Raw genomic sequence first — 16,603 nt, 5'->3', positions numbered from 1 at the left:
TAATTATGATTTAGCTTGCGCCATTAAATGTTCAATATCTGCAATATTTTTAACTACATCAGCAGTTAAAACTCGTGGTCCTTTCGAGGTTGCGACCACATCATCTTCAATACGAATACCAATACCACGCCATTTTTTATCTACAGTTTCATCGTCTGGTGCAACGTATAGGCCGGGTTCAACGGTAACGACCATACCTTCTTCATATTGACGCCAGTCTTCACCTTTTTTGTAAGACCCGACATCATGTACATCCATTCCTAACCAATGGCCTGTACCATGCATATAAAATTGACGGTATGCTTCGGTTTCGATAAGTTCGTTAACATCACCTTTGAGCAAGCCTAAATCCACTAAGCCTTCGGTTAAAATTTTAACGGCTACTTCATGAGGCTCACGGTACGAATTACCAATCCGTACTGCATCAATCGCTGCATATTGAGAAGCCAATACAACTTCATATAACGCTTTTTGTTCAGCACTAAACTTACCATTAACCGGAAAAGTACGGGTAATATCTGACGCATAGAACTCATATTCGCATGCAGCATCAATTAAGACTAAATCACCGTCTTTAAGAGGTTGGTTATTTTCAACATAGTGCAAAATGCAGGCATTAGCCCCACCACCAACAATACTGTTATAAGACGGGACACAGCCGTTTTGCCCAAATATATAATTGAGCTCGGCTTCAAGCGCATATTCCATCATACCTGGACGCACGATTTGCATCGCTCGGGTATGTGCCTGAGCACTAATTTTTGAAGCAGTTTGCATCAGCTCAAGTTCTTGTGGTGACTTGATTAAACGCATTTCATCGACAATACGGTCGAGCTGTACCAGTTGAGCTGGAGCACCTTGATGTCGATGCTCAGCATCTGCTTTTTTAATCCACTGGCTCACTCGTGCATCAAACGCAGCATTTTGCCCAATCCGATAATAAAGGCGTTCTTTATTTAATAACTTTTCAATAATTTCTTCATCAAGCAGATCAATTGCATAGGCTTCATCTGCATCATAGTCTTCGATTGCACCGTCAATTCCAGCACGGTAACCATTCCAGATTTCCATCTCGCGGTTACGTTCACGGCAAAAAAGACTATAGCTATAGTCAGTTACATCCTCAAAAGTTTCAATAACTGCAACTGCCTCAGGCTCAGCAAAGCCCGTCAAATAGAAAAAACTACTATCGGCACGAAATTTATAATCCGCATCACGATTACGGTACATCTCCTCACGCGTTGCAATAATTGCAATACTGTTAGGACCGATTTTTTCTGCTAAACGGTCTCTGCGATGTTGAAAATCAGCTTGAGGCAATTTCATAATGATCTACTTGATTTAGAATTTTAAAGTCAAAAAATAAAATACAACCAATAACACATCGCCTCAATTAGCTTGGACGATGTGGTGTGAACATTTCTACAATATTCTGATCTGTACCTAGAGCAGCAGTTTTACTTTTTGCATGAAAGTTTTTCAATAAAGAACTTTCAGCTACAGTGATTTTTTTTCTACCAATCGACAAGCTTACAGGGATCAAGCGTACAAATTCATACAATTCCTCGTAGCTGCTTTCGCCTTCCTCATCATTGTCAGAATCTTCAAATTCTACTGCAGCAACATCTTGAAGGTGTTCAATCAATTCGCGCTCATCACCACGAACATGACCTGATGCCAAACCGAAACCTAACACAACACCCGCACACCAATCAGATAGTGCTTGCACACGCTCTTGAAGTAAATGTTCATCATCTGGAAGCATTGGTAAATAATCTAATTCATCTTCAGATAAAGCATGAACCACATCTTCTGCTTCGTCAGTCAAAAGCGCTAAAGCATCTTCACTTAACTCTGGCACATTAAGGGTTGTTAAAATTTGTGACCATTCTTCACGCGTAGGCGCTTCTGTCACACAAACAATACCTGTTAATAGACCATGTAACTCACTAGGGCTTGAAATTTCTTCAATTCCTTCAAAATGAGCGTTCCAATCTGTCCAGCCTGAAATATCGTCTTGCATTCGTTTATCCAATCTCTATACTTTGTATATATTACCTTTGATTGCAATTCTGTGCGACCTCGTTATGTTAGAACAATTACAGCGGCTACAAGCGCATATTAGCGTTTTAAAAACACGCTTACATCATTTAGAGAGTGAACATGCGGCACTCTCAGAAGCTAAAGAACTGGCTGAAACAGAGCATCACGCACAAGTTGTGCAAAAAAATAGTATTATTACTAAAAAACAAGAGGAAATTGAGTCGGTAACTGAGCAACTTTCTCAGTTAAAAGGCCAATTTCAACAATTGAATCAAGATGCTAACACACTTGCCGAACGTTATAGCCGATTAGAAAAAAGTACGACTGATTTAAAAAATCGTTTTCAAGAAATTCTTGCAGAACGAAATGAATTACGTGTTGCAAAAGAAAAGTTACAAGCCCATCAACGTCAAACCCAACAAGAGCTGCATGATTTACAACAAGATCGTGACCGTTTGTTACAAAAAAATGAGCTTGCCAAATCAAAAGTTGAAGCCATTATTCAGCGTTTAGGAATTTTAGGCACTGCTCAAGATCAACACGCTCAAGAAATCCAGCAACTTGCCCATCCTAATGCTGAAACCGGTGAGGAGATCCAATCATGAGTGAACAAGTCATGGTAGAGCTTAGGCTGATTGAGCAGACTTTTAGACTCGCGACTACCTCAGATAAAAAAGATGAACTTGAACGCGCAGCACAACTTCTCAATGAGAAATTTAATGACATGCGCCGTAGTGCCCCACGTGTTGAGCACAACAAACTAGTCATTATGGTCGCTCTACAGTTAACTCAAGAAGTGCTGAGTCTTAATAAATCTTTGCAGGAATACACTCACTGCGAACGTCTACTGCAAACGATTTTAGAAGATGTGGAACAGGTTATTTAACAAGCTTTGATTGCCACAAAAAGCCTTGCTCTATAAATCATAGATGCAAGGCTTTTTATTTTTGACTATTCATTACGGTTGAATATCGTTTTATCCACTTTCAATGTACAAAGCTTCATCAAACGCAAACTAAGTTTACAGTTCCATAGACTCAAGTGATTGCCAACATAGTCAGATCGGTTATACTTAAGCTATCTCTGGGATGTTCGCCAGCGGGTCTATTCCCCTGCCGATACTTAAACTTATGGATTGCGTTCTGTATATTTAGAGTGTATGCCTACCTTCGAGTAGGAAACCCAGCAAGTATACGTCGCGTCCACCTTGAACTCGTCGGGTTCAGGGTAACGACACATGCAGCGGCATCTTCGGAGCATTTATTTTTAGTTAAATAATAAAATTCAGAACACTCATCCTTTCATACAGACCTGTCAGTACGATACTTCTCTCAAGCATTCAATAATTCATAACATTATTATTTTAGAGATCAATGAATCTCTGCCCTCAAAGTTACTTTTCTTTTCTACTCAGGCATTCTTGATACCAAGCTGTTTGAAAATCTTCTATCGCTTTTCTTTTAAAGAAGCTGGTCTTGAATACTTTGGTTGAGTAAGCAGAAGTAATTAAATCTTGATAAAGTTCTTTTGCCTTTGGATCTTCAAGACTATTCGCTATATGCTGCAAGTCTTCAGATGGGACTTTTTGTTGACGCGCTTCCATGACAGTATAAGAAACTTTCTTTACCACATTACAAATTTCGGGATCACTTACACTTTCATCGGCATAACAACCCAAAGCTAAAAAACTAAGAAAAAATAATTTAAACTTCATATACCTACCTTATTTTTATAGCTTTAAATTAATTACAGAATTTTATTTTTAACAAAGAAATAGGAAATTGATCCCTATTTCTTTTAAAGGTGTTTATGCTGGATTAATCACATAAAAATAAATAATTAGACCTACTAAAACGGTTGAAGCGATCGTTAAGTATGTACCAACTGTATTAAAACTCTGTAAGAACTTTAAGATTTCCATATCTAAATTCCCTAAACTTTCACTTATAAAGACAGAAGAAAATTTATCACAACACAATAATGCTAATCAATTCACATTTATTGGATTTTTTGAGATTAAATTCAATACAAAATTATTGAGTGCATCTAATCGCAAAAGCATCCTTATAATAGTCAGTCGCACTTTTCAAATCCGCTAATAATTTCTCTTCGGTATAAGGTTTAGGCGAAATTTTTATTAAGGCAGGCATATATTGGGTCTTATAAACTTCTGGATAGTCATGACATAAGATTTTAACTTTAACTTCTTGAGGTGTATTCGGGTTATCTAGTTGATCTAAAAACTCTCCAATTTTACGGTCTGATTCTTCAAATTGAGCTTTATAATCAACTTCCGCCGCTTCAGGTTCGGTTTGTTTCGTACATCCACCAAGTAGCAGACCAGCACTTATTGTAATGGTTAAAATTTTCAACTTCATAGGCTTAACAATTCTGCATTAATCTTTTAAATATACTTAACCTTGTTAAATGTAAAGAAATACTGACAATACGTAAAGAAATAGAATTTTTAATAGTTAAACACAATAGATCAGATCAATTTATGACTTTTGGTTTAACGAATTTAAGTTATTTTCGAATTACCCTTCTATTTCCATAAAGCTGTCGAAAAATAGGTATAATTTTGCACGACTGATCTTTAATCTTAGTTAGATTTATACATGAATGAACTCAGCTTTATTAGAAAAAATTTAAGATCTAAAAGACGTTCTTTAAGTTCATTTGAGCAAAAACAGGCTCAGCTTAATGTTCTCCATCTTTTAAACAGTCTTGCTATTTTTCATTCATCAAAAAAAATTGGTTTATATTTACATGCCTTCGGAGAAGTTCATACAGATCTGATCATAAAGTTATGTTTTCAAAAAAATAAACAAGTTTATTTACCTATGATTTGTTCTATGAACCAACGTTTAGTCTGGGTAAGAATATCTAAAAACCAATATGTAAATCGACGTTTTTCTCATCATCCATTGGGTATGAAAGAACCCATGGCAACAAGAGGAAAACATGTATCAAAACTTGATTTACTGTTAATGCCACTTTTAGCTTGTGATCAATACGGTACGCGTATTGGTATGGGAGGCGGCTATTATGACCGTACATTGGCTAGTGCAAAACATAAGCCTTATCGTTTAGGGTTAGCTCATCAATTTCAATTTATTGAACATACTTTAAAACGTCAAAGTTGGGATCAACCCTTAGATGCTTTACTCACCCCTCAACATATTTATTATTTTAAAAGATAATATTTATAGAAAATTAAAATTAGTCTTAAGTTTTTAATGCCCCTAAAATCATAAAAGTAACCACCTAAGGATGGTTACTTCTACGTGACAGACCGATTTACCAACTTATAGTAACACAGCGATTTAATGTTCAATATTAAATAAGTTTTGCATCATTGTTAATTATACAATGCCGATAAATGACATAAGAAAATGGTTATTTTCCATCCAAACGTCTTTTCTACTATATGAATATTTCATAATTATTAAGCTAAATTATCTATCCTTTCTACAAAATTTTATTCTTCTTAAGAATTAATCCGTTGATTCATAATATTTTAATAAAAAAGTTGACTAAATTAGTCATTTTTTCCACATTTTCTATAGAGAGGCCCTTGTAATTTTTGAAATACACATCACTATAAAAAACATGGCAACCTCGTTGTCACTCATTAGGAGTGCCCATGTCTGAACTTATTATGAATGAAAAAACTGACTTAGAGCCTCAGGTTCCAAGTGTATTACCACTTTTAGCGTTACGTGATGTAGTGGTCTACCCACACATGCAAATTGCGTTATTCGTGGGTCGTGAAAAATCGATCAATGCAGTTGATGTGGCTCGTAACAGTGACAATTTAGTATTTGTAGTTGCGCAAAAAGATTCGCTTACAGAAGAAATTGATCACGATAACCTTTATCAGTACGGAACTGTCGCTAAGATTGTTCAAGTCGTAAATCATGAGAATGATGAAAACTGCATTAAAGTACTTATTGAAGGTTTACATCGCTCTAAACTTGAAAAGATTATCGATGAAGATAGCCATTTGACTGCTGAACACAGCTTAAGTCCAATGACAATTAACGTAGATAAAGCTACTCAAGAAACTCGTTTGCAAGAGTTGCGTACTTTATTTGCTCAATATGCTGAAGCAAAATTACGTAATGCACGCGAACTCGTTGCTGCGGCTAATAAAATTGAAGACTTGCTACAACTCATGTTCTTCGTAGCAACACGTGTGCCTCTAAATATTGAAATTAAACAGAAGTTTTTAGAGCACGATGAGTTTGAAGCACATTTGCAAGAGCTTATGAGCTACTTGGTAAATCAATCTGCTGAACAGCAAATTGAACAAACTTTGCATGACAGCGTAAAACGCCAAATGGAAAAAAACCAACGTGAATACTTTCTAAATGAAAAAATGAAAGTCATTCAACGTGAACTTTCTGACATGAATGGCGGTGCTGAAGATGACGTTGCTGAAATAGAGAAACGTCTTGCTGAAGCTGATTTACCTGAACACGTACGTAAAAAAGCTGAAGCGGAGTTCCGTAAGCTTAAAGCAATGCAACCAGCATCTAGTGAAGCAGCTGTTGTACGTAACTATCTAGAAGTAATTTTAGATACACCGTGGAACAAAGCGAGCAAAGTGAGTATTAACCTTGCGAAAGCACAGGAAATTCTCGATACAGATCACTACGGCTTAGATGACGTAAAAGACCGTATTGTTGAATACCTAGCTGTTCAGTCTCGTGTTAAAAAACTCAAAGGTCCGATTCTATGTTTAGTAGGCCCTCCTGGTGTAGGTAAAACTTCACTTGGTGAGTCTGTCGCGAAAGCAACTGGTCGTGAATTTGTTCGTATGGCACTCGGTGGTGTACGTGACGAAGCAGAAATTCGTGGTCACCGTCGTACTTATATTGGTGCGATGCCAGGTAAAATTGTGCAATCTTTAACAAAAGTTGGCGTGAAGAACCCATTGTTCTTACTCGACGAAATTGACAAGATGGCGCAAGACTACCGCGGCGATCCTGCTTCTGCATTGCTTGAAGTATTAGATCCATCACAAAACAGTAAGTTCAACGATCACTATTTAGATCTTGATCTTGACCTATCTGAAGTGATGTTCATCTGTACTGCAAACAGTATGAATATTCCAGAAGCCTTGCTTGACCGTATGGAAGTTATTCGTCTACCGGGTTATACCGAAGATGAGAAAGTTAACATTGCTGAACGTTACCTTGTTCCAAAAGCAATTAAGAACAATGGACTACGTCCAAAAGAGTTAACAATTCATGAAGAAGCGATTCGTGACATTGTTCAACGTTATACACGTGAAGCTGGTGTACGTAGTTTAGAACGTGAAGTATCTAAAATTGCGCGTAAAGTGGTAAAAGAAGCAGTAAGTAAAAAGTCTAAAAACTTACAACTTGATGTGACTTCTGCCAATCTTCCAGAATACTTAGGTCCACACAAGTTTGACTTCGGTATCGCAGAAGATGAAGCACAAGTAGGACGCGTAAATGGTCTAGCTTGGACATCTGTAGGTGGTGAATTACTTACAATTGAAGTTGCAGCTGTCAAAGGTAAAGGTAAATTCATTACGACTGGTTCGCTCGGTGACGTAATGAAAGAATCTATTACTACAGCAATGACTTTAGTGCGTACACGTGCCGATGAGTTAGGTATTGAAGCTTCTCGTTTTGAAGAAACTGATGTACACGTTCACTTACCTGAAGGTGCAACACCAAAAGATGGTCCATCTGCTGGTTTAGCATTAACAACTGCGCTTGTATCAGCATTTACAGGTATTGCAATTCGACCTGATATTGCAATGACTGGTGAAACAAGCTTAGGTGGTCGTGCAATGCGTATTGGTGGCTTAAAAGAAAAACTTCTTGCAGCACACCGTGGTGGAATCAAGCTTGTCTTTATTCCTCAAGACAACGTTCGAGACTTAGCAGAAATTCCTGCGAATGTTAAAGAAGGTTTGGAAATCAAAGCTGTGAAAAGTATTGATGACATCTTGCCTTTAGCATTAGTTTCGATGCCAAAACCTTTACCTAAAACACCGATTGTAAAACCGGTGGAAGGCTCAAAAGCAGCACGTCACTAATTAAAAATATGGAAAAAGAGAGCTTCGGCTCTCTTTTTTTTGTTACATAATTTGATTGAAAAATATCCAACCATCCTCATAATAGGTAATAAGAGTATTTAAATAAATGAGTACTCTTCACTGTCTAATTCTTAGATAGCCTTGTTTATATTCTCTATGATCATCTGAACTCCAGACAGATGATCATTTGATCGCAGTCCAACACCGTTTTTTGGACTGCGTTTTTTATGCCTGTCTTTTAGATCGTCAGATGCTTTCATTACTCAGGTATAATGCGCCAGCTGTTTTTGAATGAATAGATAACATGAAAATTCGTATTCTGACCATTGGTCAAAAAATGCCTGCTTGGGTTCTTACTGGTTTTGAAGATTATTTCAAACGCATCCAACCTTTTGTTCAAACCCAAGTTATTGAACTACCTATGGCCAAACGTGGTAAGAATGATTCAGAAGCAGATATTTTAAAATATTGCCAAATTGAAGGCGAAAGCATTTTAAATGCTTTAAAACCGAATGAAACGTTAATTGCTCTAGAAGTTGGTGGTCGGGAACTGAGTACAGAAAAATTAGCTGACACAATGAAACAATGGATGCTTGAGGGTAATGATGTAGCACTTGCTATTGGCGGTCCAGATGGTTTGTCAGATCAAGTACGAAAAGCTGCCGCTTGGCATTGGTCACTTTCAAAACTTACGATGCCTCATCCTTTAGTACGTGTTTTATTAATCGAGCAACTATATCGAGCCATGAGTATTAATCACAATCATCCCTACCACCGTGCATAAAAGGAACAAACGTTTCATTTTAAGAACAATCCGTTGAAATCTGGATACTTTTATCATGTCCTGATTTTGGCATAATACCTATTATTCTGCTTTTCAACTCAGGTGTAATGAAATGGAACTACAAACCCTTCCCGGACTGTTTATTTCACATGGTTCACCCATGCTTGCACTTGATCCAGAACAAGTGGGACCTGCTCTACACCGTCTAGGCACAAATCTTCCTATACCAAAGGCAATTATTGTGATGTCTGCGCACTGGGAAAGTAAAGCACTTGAAGTGAGCATTTCTACTCGTCCTGAAACGTGGCATGACTTCCGTGGATTTCCTAAAGAGTTATATGAAATTCGCTACAGTGCGCCTGGCGATCCAGCATTAGCAGAAGAAATCTTAAAATTATTGGCCGATGCTCACTTTGTTGCACATGCCAACAGTACACGTCCTCGTGATCATGGCGTGTGGATGCCTTTATTGCATATGTATCCAGAGGCAGACATTCCTGTAGTTGAAATTTCTTTGCCATCAAATTTAAGTGCACAAGAAATTTATCGTATAGGACAAACGCTCGCCCCTTTACGTGACAAACAAATTTTACTCATAGGTTCGGGAAGTATTACTCATAATCTTGCAGAGTTATCTTGGCAAGGCGACAACTCTAAAGTTCCTGAATGGGCTTCAACGTTTAGAAATACTGTCGTTAATAAGCTTTCCCATCAAGATTATGATGGAGTTTTAGACTGGCAAACATTGCCTTATGTAAAACGCAACCACCCTACGCTTGAACATTTTGCACCTTTGTTTTTTGCTATGGGTACAGGCAATCGCTTTACGATTGTTCATAGTAGCTTCACAATGGGCTCATTAGGAATGGACATCTATCGTTTTGATTAATTATTAGCAAATACCCCGTTTTGCGGGGTATACCATTATTTTTGTTGAAAATTAGAATAATTTACAAACTTATACATTTTAAAAACCGAAACAATCAAATGTTTACATTTTCTTTTTTTAAGAATGTTTTAAGCTTATTACTGTTGTTTTTTTACTTGAAGTTTTTAAATGAAAATTAAATATTTAATTCTTGCGTTATTACCTTTTTCTTTGATGGCGTGTCAAACAGTTACTAATACTCCTGCTCCAATTGTATCTGAGCAACAACAAAACCTTGCAACCACTTTAGGTGAATATGCATGGACTTACCAAAATGTAAAAGCTTCTAAGCCACTTATTCTTAACTTTAATGCAGATGGTAAATTAGCAATCAATACAGGTTGTAATGGCCAAGGCGGTACTTGGAAAGTTGAAGGTAACCAACTTGTTACTTCTAATCTTGTTTCAACTATGATGGCTTGCCAAGATGATTTAATGAAACAAGAACAATTGTCGAATAGCATCTTTAACGAAGCAAAATTACCAATCGAAATTAGCAACACTAATGGTCAAGTGATTTTAACGGTGACAGATAAAACTGGTCAAAAACACATTTTCCAAGGTCAAAAAGCCGTGAATACTCAAGCTTTAACAGACTACTCTTGGTCATATCAGCCAGAAAATACTAAAAAACCAATCGTTCTTAACTTTACAAATGATCGTTTATCTATCGCAACAGGTTGTAACCGCCAAGGAACAACTTGGAAAGTTGAAAACAATACGATTGTAACGACAGACGTAATGTCGACGATGATGGCATGTGAACCTGCTTTAATGAAACAGGAACAGTTCTCTAGCAGCCTCTTCCAAAAACGTGCAATTCCGTTTGAACTCAATACTACAAATGTTGATCAACCAACATTAACTGTATCTGATGCTCAAGGCCAGAAATATACTTTCACAGGTAAAATGACACCTGAAGCAAAATATCAATCTGAAGGGAAAACAGTTTTCCTAGAAGTTGCTCCAGAAACTAAATCTTGTACTGGTGTTGCGCCACAAACTTGTATGCAAGTTCGTGAAATTAAATATGATGACAAAGGCGTTAAAACTTACGCTGACAAAAACTGGTCATTATATTACGGTCAAATCGAAGGTTTTGAACACAAACCAGACCAACGCGTAATTTTACGTGTAAAACGTTTTGAAGTGAAAAACCCAGCTGCAGACCAATCTAGTCAAGCAGATGTATTAGATATGGTTGTAGAACAAGAGTTAGTTAAAAAACCTAAAAAATAAGTTTTTAGACTAAAAAAATCCGATGCATAAGCATCGGATTTTTTATTTCTATATTAGAAAATACCTTGAGCAAGCATTGCATCAGCAACTTTTACAAAACCTGCAATATTGGCACCATCCACATAGTTCACAGTACCGTCTTCTTTAGTACCGTATCTAACACAGTTGGCATGAATGTCTTTCATAATTGCATGTAAGCGCTCATCGACCTCAGCATGGGTCCAGCTTAAACGAATTGCATTTTGAGACATTTCTAAACCAGAAGTTGCCACACCACCTGCATTAGATGCTTTACCTGGCGCATACAAAATTTTAGCTTCGATAAAGTGTTCAACTGCTTCAAGCGTAGATGGCATATTAGCGCCTTCAGCTACACAAATGACACCGTTAGAAATAAGTGTTTTAGCGTCTTCACCCGTTAATTCATTTTGTGTAGCACATGGCAAAGCAATATCAACAGGAATATGCCAAGGCGTTTTTCCTTCAAAATATTCAAAACCATGTTTAGAAGCAAACTCGGAAATACGACCACGTTTAACGTTTTTCAGTTCCATTACTTCAGCAAGTAACTCATCTGTAAAACCATTTTTTAAATAAACTGTGCCGTTTGAGTCCGACAAGGTAACAACTTTTGCTCCTAAGAACATCGCTTTTTCCGCCGCATATTGTGCGACGTTACCAGAGCCTGAAACAGAAACAGTTTTACCCGCAAAAGATTGTCCACGGGCTTTTAGCATTTCTTCTGCAAAATAAACCGTACCATAACCAGTTGCTTCAGGGCGCATCAAGCTACCCCCAAATGAAATTCCCTTACCGGTAAAGACACAAGCGGTGTCGTTACTCAGCTTTTTCATCATGCCTGCCATATAACCAACTTCACGTGCCCCCACACCAATATCACCCGCAGGAATATCCGTATTTGGTCCTAAATGGCGATAAAGCTCAATGATTAATGCTTGACAGAAGCGCATAATTTCAGCATCAGATTTACCTTTAGGATCAAAATCTGAACCACCTTTCCCCCCACCCATTGGTAAGGTAGTAAGTGAGTTTTTAAAAGTTTGTTCAAAACCTAAAAATTTTAAAATTGATAGATTGACCGATGGATGGAAACGCATTCCACCTTTGAAGGGACCAATTGCTGAATTGTATTGAACGCGGAAAGCACGGTTAACTTGAGTCTGGCCTTGATCATCCATCCATGAAACACGGAATTGAATCACACGCTCAGGTTCAACCAAACGTTCTAGCAATCCCTGCTCTGCATATTCTGGATTTTTTTCAATAAATGGCCACAAACTTGTCATGACTTCTTCTACAGCTTGCAAGAACTCAGGTTGATGCGGATCACGCGCTTGCACGTAATTCAGGAATTCATTCAGGTTGTTGTATTTCAATGCACGGTCCTCAGCATAGTAATGAATTAAATTGGTGCAATACATTTTTTAAATGCATCATTTAGCAGCAAAATATTAAATCCCTTTCCATCAATTTTAACAATACTTATTTTAAATTATTTTATTTATCTTAATTATCAAAAACTTATTTTTAGAAAAACTACTTAAAAATAAGAAATAGTCATTTATCTTTTTATTTTTATTGATCTATTATTGTGCAATATTAGCTACATTTTAGGTCAACCAAAAAGCCAATAAATTCGTTAAAATCCATTGACCTTACTTAGGTTTTTCTTCATTATCGCATCGTTTTAACCAAGCTATTTGCCCACTATGAATTCATCTATTTCTCTCATACGCGAGATTGATGCGTTATTACCACAGACTCAGTGTGGTTTATGTGGACATCGTGATGGATGTCTACCCTACGCAAAGTCGATTGCTGAAGGTGAAGAAGCAAATAAATGTGTTCCAGGTGGTCAGCCTGTAGCCGATGCACTTGCGAATCTATTAAGTCGTCCTGTATTAACCGCTGAAACTAGCGTATGGCCTGTGCAGGCCGATGGTCGTCCCCAGCGAATGAAAGCAATTATTCGAGAAGATGAATGTATTGGTTGCACCAAATGTATTAGTGCTTGCCCTGTAGATGCTATTATTGGAAGTGGTAAGCTCATGCATACCATTTTGACTGACTTATGTACGGGTTGTGAGCTATGTATTCCACCTTGTCCGGTAGATTGCATTGATTTGGTCGAAGACACGCAAGCATTACCAAATGAGCAACAGCGTATCGCTGAACAAAATGATTTAAGACAACGTTATTACGCTCACATTCAGCGTGAAGAAAAGCGTCGTACTCACCGTAAAGGGCCTGTAGTACGCGCTGAAATTGATACTCAACTGTTTGCCCAATTCTCTCAAGCACTTGATGAAGTACCTTCAATTGAGCTCATCGAAAAACCTAAAGAAGTTGTGCCAACTGATGCGAAAACTACAATTGAGTTAGCGAAAATTCGTACGCAAATTAAAAAGTTGGAAAAACAGCTCAGTGTACGTGAAGATACTAAAAAACGCCTTCAACTTGAAGAACTTCAACAGCAACTCATTCAATTACAGGAGGTCTGAATGGCTGTCAAGAATATGACGAAAAAGCAGATTCAAATTTTCTTTGAACGCCTTCGCGAACAACGACCTTCACCTCAAACCGAGTTAAAATATTCATCTCCATTTGAGCTACTGATTGCAGTTATGTTGTCAGCTCAAGCGACCGACGTAAGTGTCAATAAAGCAACGGATAAGCTCTACCCTGTAGCAAATACAGCTGAAAAAATCTATAACTTGGGCGTAGATGGGTTAAAGGAATATATCAAGACAATTGGCCTTTACAACGCTAAAGCAGAAAATGTCATTAAGACCTGTAAGATTTTAATGGAACAATTTAACGGCGAAGTTCCAAGCAATAGAAAAGACTTGGAAGCTTTACCGGGTGTCGGACGTAAAACCGCAAATGTTGTTTTAAATACAGCTTTTGGACAACCGACTATGGCTGTCGATACCCATATTTTCCGAGTTGGAAATCGAACTGGTTTAGCCGTAGGTAAAAATGTACTTGAAGTTGAGCACCGCTTAATTAAGGTTATTCCTAAAGAATTTATTTTAGATTCGCATCACTGGCTCATATTGCACGGTCGTTATTGTTGTATCGCCCGTAAACCTAAATGTGCAGAATGTGTTGTTGCTGATGTCTGTAACTGGCCTGATCGTTTTGAATTTGGCGCACAAAAGCAAATTGCCATTAAAAATATTGAAGCTTAAAAATAGGTTGGGTATAGGGATCATACCCAATCAAACTTACTTTAGACGCTTTTTTTCATTACGCTCTTCTTTTGCTTGTCTTTGAACCTGTCTTAGCATTTTGTAGCTTTGAAAAGCCAAAAATATTAATAGTGTCAGACTCAGCAATACCACTAAAATCAATATGATTTTCATATTGTTCTCCTGCACCTAATCAAAGAAAAGAGCCCTCACAAAGAGGGCTCATTATCACAAACAATATTAAATTATTTGTCCAAGATGTTGAACAAATCTTTTTGTACATCTTCAATTGTACGCAAGCCATCAAGCTTGTCATAAGTTGGTGCATTTTCACCAGAAGCAGCACGGCCTTGGTAGAAACCAACCAATTGCTCTGTTTCAGTGTGATAAGACGCTAAACGCTTACGAATTGTTTCCTCTTGGTCATCTGGACGTTGAACAAGGTCTTCACCAGTTTCATCATCTTTACCTTCCACTTTAGGTGGATTGTAAACAGTGTGGTAAACACGGCCAGAAGCTGGATGCTGACGACGACCAGAAAGACGTTTTACGATTTCTTCATCAGGAACATCAATTTCAATCACGTGATCGATGCTAATCCCTTCTTTTTCCAAAGCTTCAGCTTGTGGAATAGTACGTGGAAAACCATCGAAAATGCAGCCATTTGCACAGTCAGGTTGAGCAATACGTTCTTTTACTAAACCGATAATAAGTTCATCTGAAACCAAACCACCAGATTCCATTACACTTTTAGCTTTTAGACCTAATTCAGTACCTTCACGAATCGCAGCACGGAGCATATCACCGGTTGAAATTTGTGGGACATTGTAGCGCTTACAGATCAACTGAGCCTGAGTCCCTTTGCCTGCTCCAGGTGGTCCGAGTAAAATAATGCGCATAAAAAACATCCTCATTTAAAACAATGAATATGAAGTCCGGCAGAAAAAGTCTCGTTAATCTTCAATAGATCCTGCCTGACATCGAATTATAAGAAAGCCACAAACAAATGTATTGTACCAGCAATAAATCCGGTTACCCCACCTAGTACAATAAGAATCCACTCATCCTCCTGAAATGCAGGACGTAATAAATTCTGAAATTCTTTTGGTGTTAGTTCACGAATACGCTCTTTAAACATTTGAAAAATCTTCTGTGCCCGGCTTGCGTTCAGTGCTGGGTCACATACGGGTCCCATCGTAATTTCAATTGAACGATCAATCAAGTCCGTCTTTAATCTTGCGTACTCTCTTGGCCCTAAAGAAAGCTGTAAAGAGGTGCGAACTAACGGAGTTTCCATGATTTCGTTAATATGACGCTTAACAATGCGGCGCGTTTTATCTTTACGCGGCCCGTACATCATTTCGGTCATAATCGATTTTAACGTGATCAGATCTTCTGTGACTACGCTCGAAAACACATCAGAGACTTCCTCTTGACGCTTCATAAAAGCGCCTTGGACATTATAGGTCCCAATTCGAAGAACTGGTACAATCCATGGAAACTTACGATCTTTTGTTAATCTAAAAATCTGTGGATAACGAATATAATGCGGCTCAATTGGGTTAAACACCATCCAGATTGCGATCCAGTTAGTTAAAAAGCCCCAAATTGCAGCCCAAAATGGTACTGTCCAGTGCCATGGTACTACAAACCAAACCACCATTTGGAAAATACCAAAGAACATCCCAATCAGTGCACTAATATGCCAAATAAAGTTAATTTCTTTTTGACCAACCTTTAAGAACATACGTACCATTAAACGGCGATCACCTTCCATCTGGCTCACGACCATTTCACGCATGTTAACCAGTGACTCTACATTCATGGTCAGCTCAGTCACTAATTCTTTTAACACACCCGGCAATTGCTTATGTGCTTGAGCATAAATACGGCGTTTAATTGAATAAGGTAGATTTTCCCAAAGTACGGCATTACGATCGATCATGACTTCATCAATAAGATGTTCAAGTTCAAAACCGACTTGTTCACCAATAATACGCGCCATATCTTCAGGATCCATTGCTTCTAAAAATTCACGCAATGAACCTAATTTAGATAAAGTGTTATCGGTAATAATCCCAGAGATACGTCCTGCTTTACGTGGCACGATACCTTGCCAACCTACCGGCAATGGTCCTAAATGGAATCCCCAAAATTTAATTGGGTAAAATACCATTTTTAAAGCCATCCACACATGTGCCCATGTGACAAAAGCCGTTACGGGAATAATACTCAAAACGGCCCAAAAATCAGGTCTGTGTAAAAAGGTCTGCCACAATCCACTGACGTACTCTAACATGTAAGACTCTCGTATTTATTTG

At 37.9% G+C, this 16,603-nt stretch carries 17 protein-coding genes, 1 other RNA gene and 1 pseudogene; 10 read left to right on the top strand and 9 right to left on the bottom strand.

The features are described from left to right. Nucleotides 1-3: 3 nt before the first annotated feature. The gene (pepP, locus tag ACXM0J_RS01600) at nucleotides 4-1,326 is read right to left on the bottom strand and encodes a Xaa-Pro aminopeptidase (RefSeq protein ID WP_032056822.1); all 1,323 of its coding nucleotides are present in this window, start codon (nucleotides 1,324-1,326) and stop codon (nucleotides 4-6) included. Between the two features lie 67 nt (nucleotides 1,327-1,393). Continuing rightward, a complete protein-coding gene (locus ACXM0J_RS01595) occupies nucleotides 1,394-2,023 on the bottom strand; it encodes a UPF0149 family protein (RefSeq protein WP_005802891.1) in 630 nt (209 codons plus the stop codon). A 64-nt stretch (nucleotides 2,024-2,087) separates the two neighbouring features. Here ACXM0J_RS01595 and ACXM0J_RS01590 point away from each other — a divergent pair, with 64 nt between their 5' ends. The 3 genes from ACXM0J_RS01590 to ssrS all read left to right on the top strand — a co-directional run bounded on the left by ACXM0J_RS01590 (nucleotide 2,088) and on the right by ssrS (nucleotide 3,305). Beyond that, nucleotides 2,088-2,648 carry a hypothetical protein gene (locus ACXM0J_RS01590; protein ID WP_002117619.1) on the top strand — a complete coding sequence of 187 codons (561 nt, stop codon included), beginning with the start codon at nucleotides 2,088-2,090 and terminating at the stop codon, nucleotides 2,646-2,648. After that, the gene (locus tag ACXM0J_RS01585) at nucleotides 2,645-2,929 is read left to right on the top strand and encodes a cell division protein ZapA (RefSeq protein WP_005070547.1); all 285 of its coding nucleotides are present in this window, start codon (nucleotides 2,645-2,647) and stop codon (nucleotides 2,927-2,929) included. Before ACXM0J_RS01590 ends, ACXM0J_RS01585 begins: the two co-directional genes overlap by 4 nt. Before the next feature lie 191 nt (nucleotides 2,930-3,120). After that, a non-coding RNA gene (gene ssrS / locus ACXM0J_RS01580) (6S RNA) lies at nucleotides 3,121-3,305 on the top strand. A 131-nt stretch (nucleotides 3,306-3,436) separates the two neighbouring features. Here the strand turns inward: ssrS and ACXM0J_RS01575 are convergent. The 3 genes from ACXM0J_RS01575 to ACXM0J_RS01565 all read right to left on the bottom strand — a co-directional run bounded on the left by ACXM0J_RS01575 (nucleotide 3,437) and on the right by ACXM0J_RS01565 (nucleotide 4,421). After that, nucleotides 3,437-3,757 carry a hypothetical protein gene (locus tag ACXM0J_RS01575; protein ID WP_139841466.1) on the bottom strand — a complete coding sequence of 107 codons (321 nt, stop codon included), beginning with the start codon at nucleotides 3,755-3,757 and terminating at the stop codon, nucleotides 3,437-3,439. 93 nt (nucleotides 3,758-3,850) lie between these two features. Beyond that, the gene (locus tag ACXM0J_RS01570; protein WP_002117788.1) at nucleotides 3,851-3,964 is read right to left on the bottom strand and encodes a hypothetical protein; all 114 of its coding nucleotides are present in this window, start codon (nucleotides 3,962-3,964) and stop codon (nucleotides 3,851-3,853) included. Between the two features lie 112 nt (nucleotides 3,965-4,076). Further along, complete coding sequence (locus tag ACXM0J_RS01565; RefSeq protein WP_086264904.1) at nucleotides 4,077-4,421, bottom strand: hypothetical protein; 345 nt, start codon at nucleotides 4,419-4,421, stop codon at nucleotides 4,077-4,079. A 240-nt stretch (nucleotides 4,422-4,661) separates the two neighbouring features. On the opposite strand from ACXM0J_RS01565, the gene ACXM0J_RS01560 reads away from it, so the two are divergent. The 5 genes from ACXM0J_RS01560 to ACXM0J_RS01540 all read left to right on the top strand — a co-directional run bounded on the left by ACXM0J_RS01560 (nucleotide 4,662) and on the right by ACXM0J_RS01540 (nucleotide 11,070). Next, the gene (locus ACXM0J_RS01560; RefSeq protein WP_213034395.1) at nucleotides 4,662-5,246 is read left to right on the top strand and encodes a 5-formyltetrahydrofolate cyclo-ligase; all 585 of its coding nucleotides are present in this window, start codon (nucleotides 4,662-4,664) and stop codon (nucleotides 5,244-5,246) included. A 443-nt stretch (nucleotides 5,247-5,689) separates the two neighbouring features. Then, complete coding sequence (gene lon / locus ACXM0J_RS01555) at nucleotides 5,690-8,119, top strand: endopeptidase La (RefSeq protein ID WP_002117591.1); 2,430 nt, start codon at nucleotides 5,690-5,692, stop codon at nucleotides 8,117-8,119. 304 nt (nucleotides 8,120-8,423) lie between these two features. Continuing rightward, nucleotides 8,424-8,903, top strand: coding sequence for a 23S rRNA (pseudouridine(1915)-N(3))-methyltransferase RlmH (gene rlmH, locus ACXM0J_RS01550; RefSeq protein ID WP_002054393.1), 480 nt, complete (start codon nucleotides 8,424-8,426; stop codon nucleotides 8,901-8,903). A gap of 112 nt (nucleotides 8,904-9,015) precedes the next feature. After that, nucleotides 9,016-9,792: a DODA-type extradiol aromatic ring-opening family dioxygenase gene (locus tag ACXM0J_RS01545; RefSeq protein ID WP_086264903.1), complete on the top strand. Its 777-nt coding sequence runs from the start codon at nucleotides 9,016-9,018 to the stop codon at nucleotides 9,790-9,792. 168 nt (nucleotides 9,793-9,960) lie between these two features. Continuing rightward, nucleotides 9,961-11,070 (top strand): META and DUF4377 domain-containing protein, encoded by a 1,110-nt coding sequence (locus ACXM0J_RS01540; protein ID WP_086264902.1) that lies wholly within the window; start codon nucleotides 9,961-9,963, stop codon nucleotides 11,068-11,070. 53 nt (nucleotides 11,071-11,123) lie between these two features. On the opposite strand, the pseudogene gdhA reads toward ACXM0J_RS01540, so the two are convergent. Continuing rightward, nucleotides 11,124-12,528, bottom strand: a pseudogene (gdhA, locus tag ACXM0J_RS01535) (NADP-specific glutamate dehydrogenase). Nucleotides 12,529-12,800: 272 nt separating this feature from the next. On the opposite strand from gdhA, the gene ACXM0J_RS01530 reads away from it, so the two are divergent. Both ACXM0J_RS01530 and nth read left to right on the top strand, forming a co-directional pair. Further along, nucleotides 12,801-13,592: an RnfABCDGE type electron transport complex subunit B gene (locus ACXM0J_RS01530; protein ID WP_086264900.1), complete on the top strand. Its 792-nt coding sequence runs from the start codon at nucleotides 12,801-12,803 to the stop codon at nucleotides 13,590-13,592. Beyond that, nucleotides 13,593-14,282: an endonuclease III gene (gene nth / locus ACXM0J_RS01525; protein ID WP_002117539.1), complete on the top strand. Its 690-nt coding sequence runs from the start codon at nucleotides 13,593-13,595 to the stop codon at nucleotides 14,280-14,282. 36 nt (nucleotides 14,283-14,318) lie between these two features. Here nth and ACXM0J_RS01520 read toward each other — a convergent pair whose 3' ends face one another. From ACXM0J_RS01520 to ACXM0J_RS01510, 3 genes are all read right to left on the bottom strand, one after another. Further along, on the bottom strand, nucleotides 14,319-14,456 hold the full coding sequence (locus tag ACXM0J_RS01520; RefSeq protein ID WP_368662598.1) for a hypothetical protein: 138 nt from the start codon (nucleotides 14,454-14,456) through the stop codon (nucleotides 14,319-14,321). Nucleotides 14,457-14,527: 71 nt separating this feature from the next. After that, a complete protein-coding gene (gene adk / locus ACXM0J_RS01515) occupies nucleotides 14,528-15,181 on the bottom strand; it encodes an adenylate kinase (RefSeq protein WP_002117671.1) in 654 nt (217 codons plus the stop codon). An 86-nt stretch (nucleotides 15,182-15,267) separates the two neighbouring features. Further along, nucleotides 15,268-16,581 carry a DUF445 domain-containing protein gene (locus tag ACXM0J_RS01510; protein ID WP_005070566.1) on the bottom strand — a complete coding sequence of 438 codons (1,314 nt, stop codon included), beginning with the start codon at nucleotides 16,579-16,581 and terminating at the stop codon, nucleotides 15,268-15,270. Nucleotides 16,582-16,603 lie beyond the last annotated feature (22 nt).

Source organism: Acinetobacter sp. GRABPA_MV_2 (genome assembly GCF_056725885.1).
This window is presented reverse-complemented; position numbering and strand designations above follow the sequence as displayed.

Excerpts from the sequence above, each read along its gene's own strand:
- pepP (WP_032056822.1), bottom strand. The coding sequence starts at position 1,326 with ATGAAATTGCCTCAAGCTGATTTTCAACATCGCAGAGACCGTTTAGCA.
- rlmH (WP_002054393.1), top strand. The coding sequence starts at position 8,424 with ATGAAAATTCGTATTCTGACCATTGGTCAAAAAATGCCTGCTTGGGTT.
- ACXM0J_RS01565 (WP_086264904.1), bottom strand. The coding sequence starts at position 4,421 with ATGAAGTTGAAAATTTTAACCATTACAATAAGTGCTGGTCTGCTACTT.
- ACXM0J_RS01540 (WP_086264902.1), top strand. The coding sequence starts at position 9,961 with ATGAAAATTAAATATTTAATTCTTGCGTTATTACCTTTTTCTTTGATG.
- ACXM0J_RS01530 (WP_086264900.1), top strand. The coding sequence starts at position 12,801 with ATGAATTCATCTATTTCTCTCATACGCGAGATTGATGCGTTATTACCA.
- lon (WP_002117591.1), top strand. The coding sequence starts at position 5,690 with ATGTCTGAACTTATTATGAATGAAAAAACTGACTTAGAGCCTCAGGTT.
- ACXM0J_RS01575 (WP_139841466.1), bottom strand. The coding sequence starts at position 3,757 with ATGAAGTTTAAATTATTTTTTCTTAGTTTTTTAGCTTTGGGTTGTTAT.
- ACXM0J_RS01520 (WP_368662598.1), bottom strand. The coding sequence starts at position 14,456 with ATGAAAATCATATTGATTTTAGTGGTATTGCTGAGTCTGACACTATTA.
- nth (WP_002117539.1), top strand. The coding sequence starts at position 13,593 with ATGGCTGTCAAGAATATGACGAAAAAGCAGATTCAAATTTTCTTTGAA.
- ACXM0J_RS01560 (WP_213034395.1), top strand. The coding sequence starts at position 4,662 with ATGAATGAACTCAGCTTTATTAGAAAAAATTTAAGATCTAAAAGACGT.
- ACXM0J_RS01590 (WP_002117619.1), top strand. The coding sequence starts at position 2,088 with ATGTTAGAACAATTACAGCGGCTACAAGCGCATATTAGCGTTTTAAAA.
- ACXM0J_RS01545 (WP_086264903.1), top strand. The coding sequence starts at position 9,016 with ATGGAACTACAAACCCTTCCCGGACTGTTTATTTCACATGGTTCACCC.
- ACXM0J_RS01585 (WP_005070547.1), top strand. The coding sequence starts at position 2,645 with ATGAGTGAACAAGTCATGGTAGAGCTTAGGCTGATTGAGCAGACTTTT.
- ACXM0J_RS01510 (WP_005070566.1), bottom strand. The coding sequence starts at position 16,581 with ATGTTAGAGTACGTCAGTGGATTGTGGCAGACCTTTTTACACAGACCT.
- ACXM0J_RS01570 (WP_002117788.1), bottom strand. The coding sequence starts at position 3,964 with ATGGAAATCTTAAAGTTCTTACAGAGTTTTAATACAGTTGGTACATAC.
- ACXM0J_RS01595 (WP_005802891.1), bottom strand. The coding sequence starts at position 2,023 with ATGCAAGACGATATTTCAGGCTGGACAGATTGGAACGCTCATTTTGAA.
- adk (WP_002117671.1), bottom strand. The coding sequence starts at position 15,181 with ATGCGCATTATTTTACTCGGACCACCTGGAGCAGGCAAAGGGACTCAG.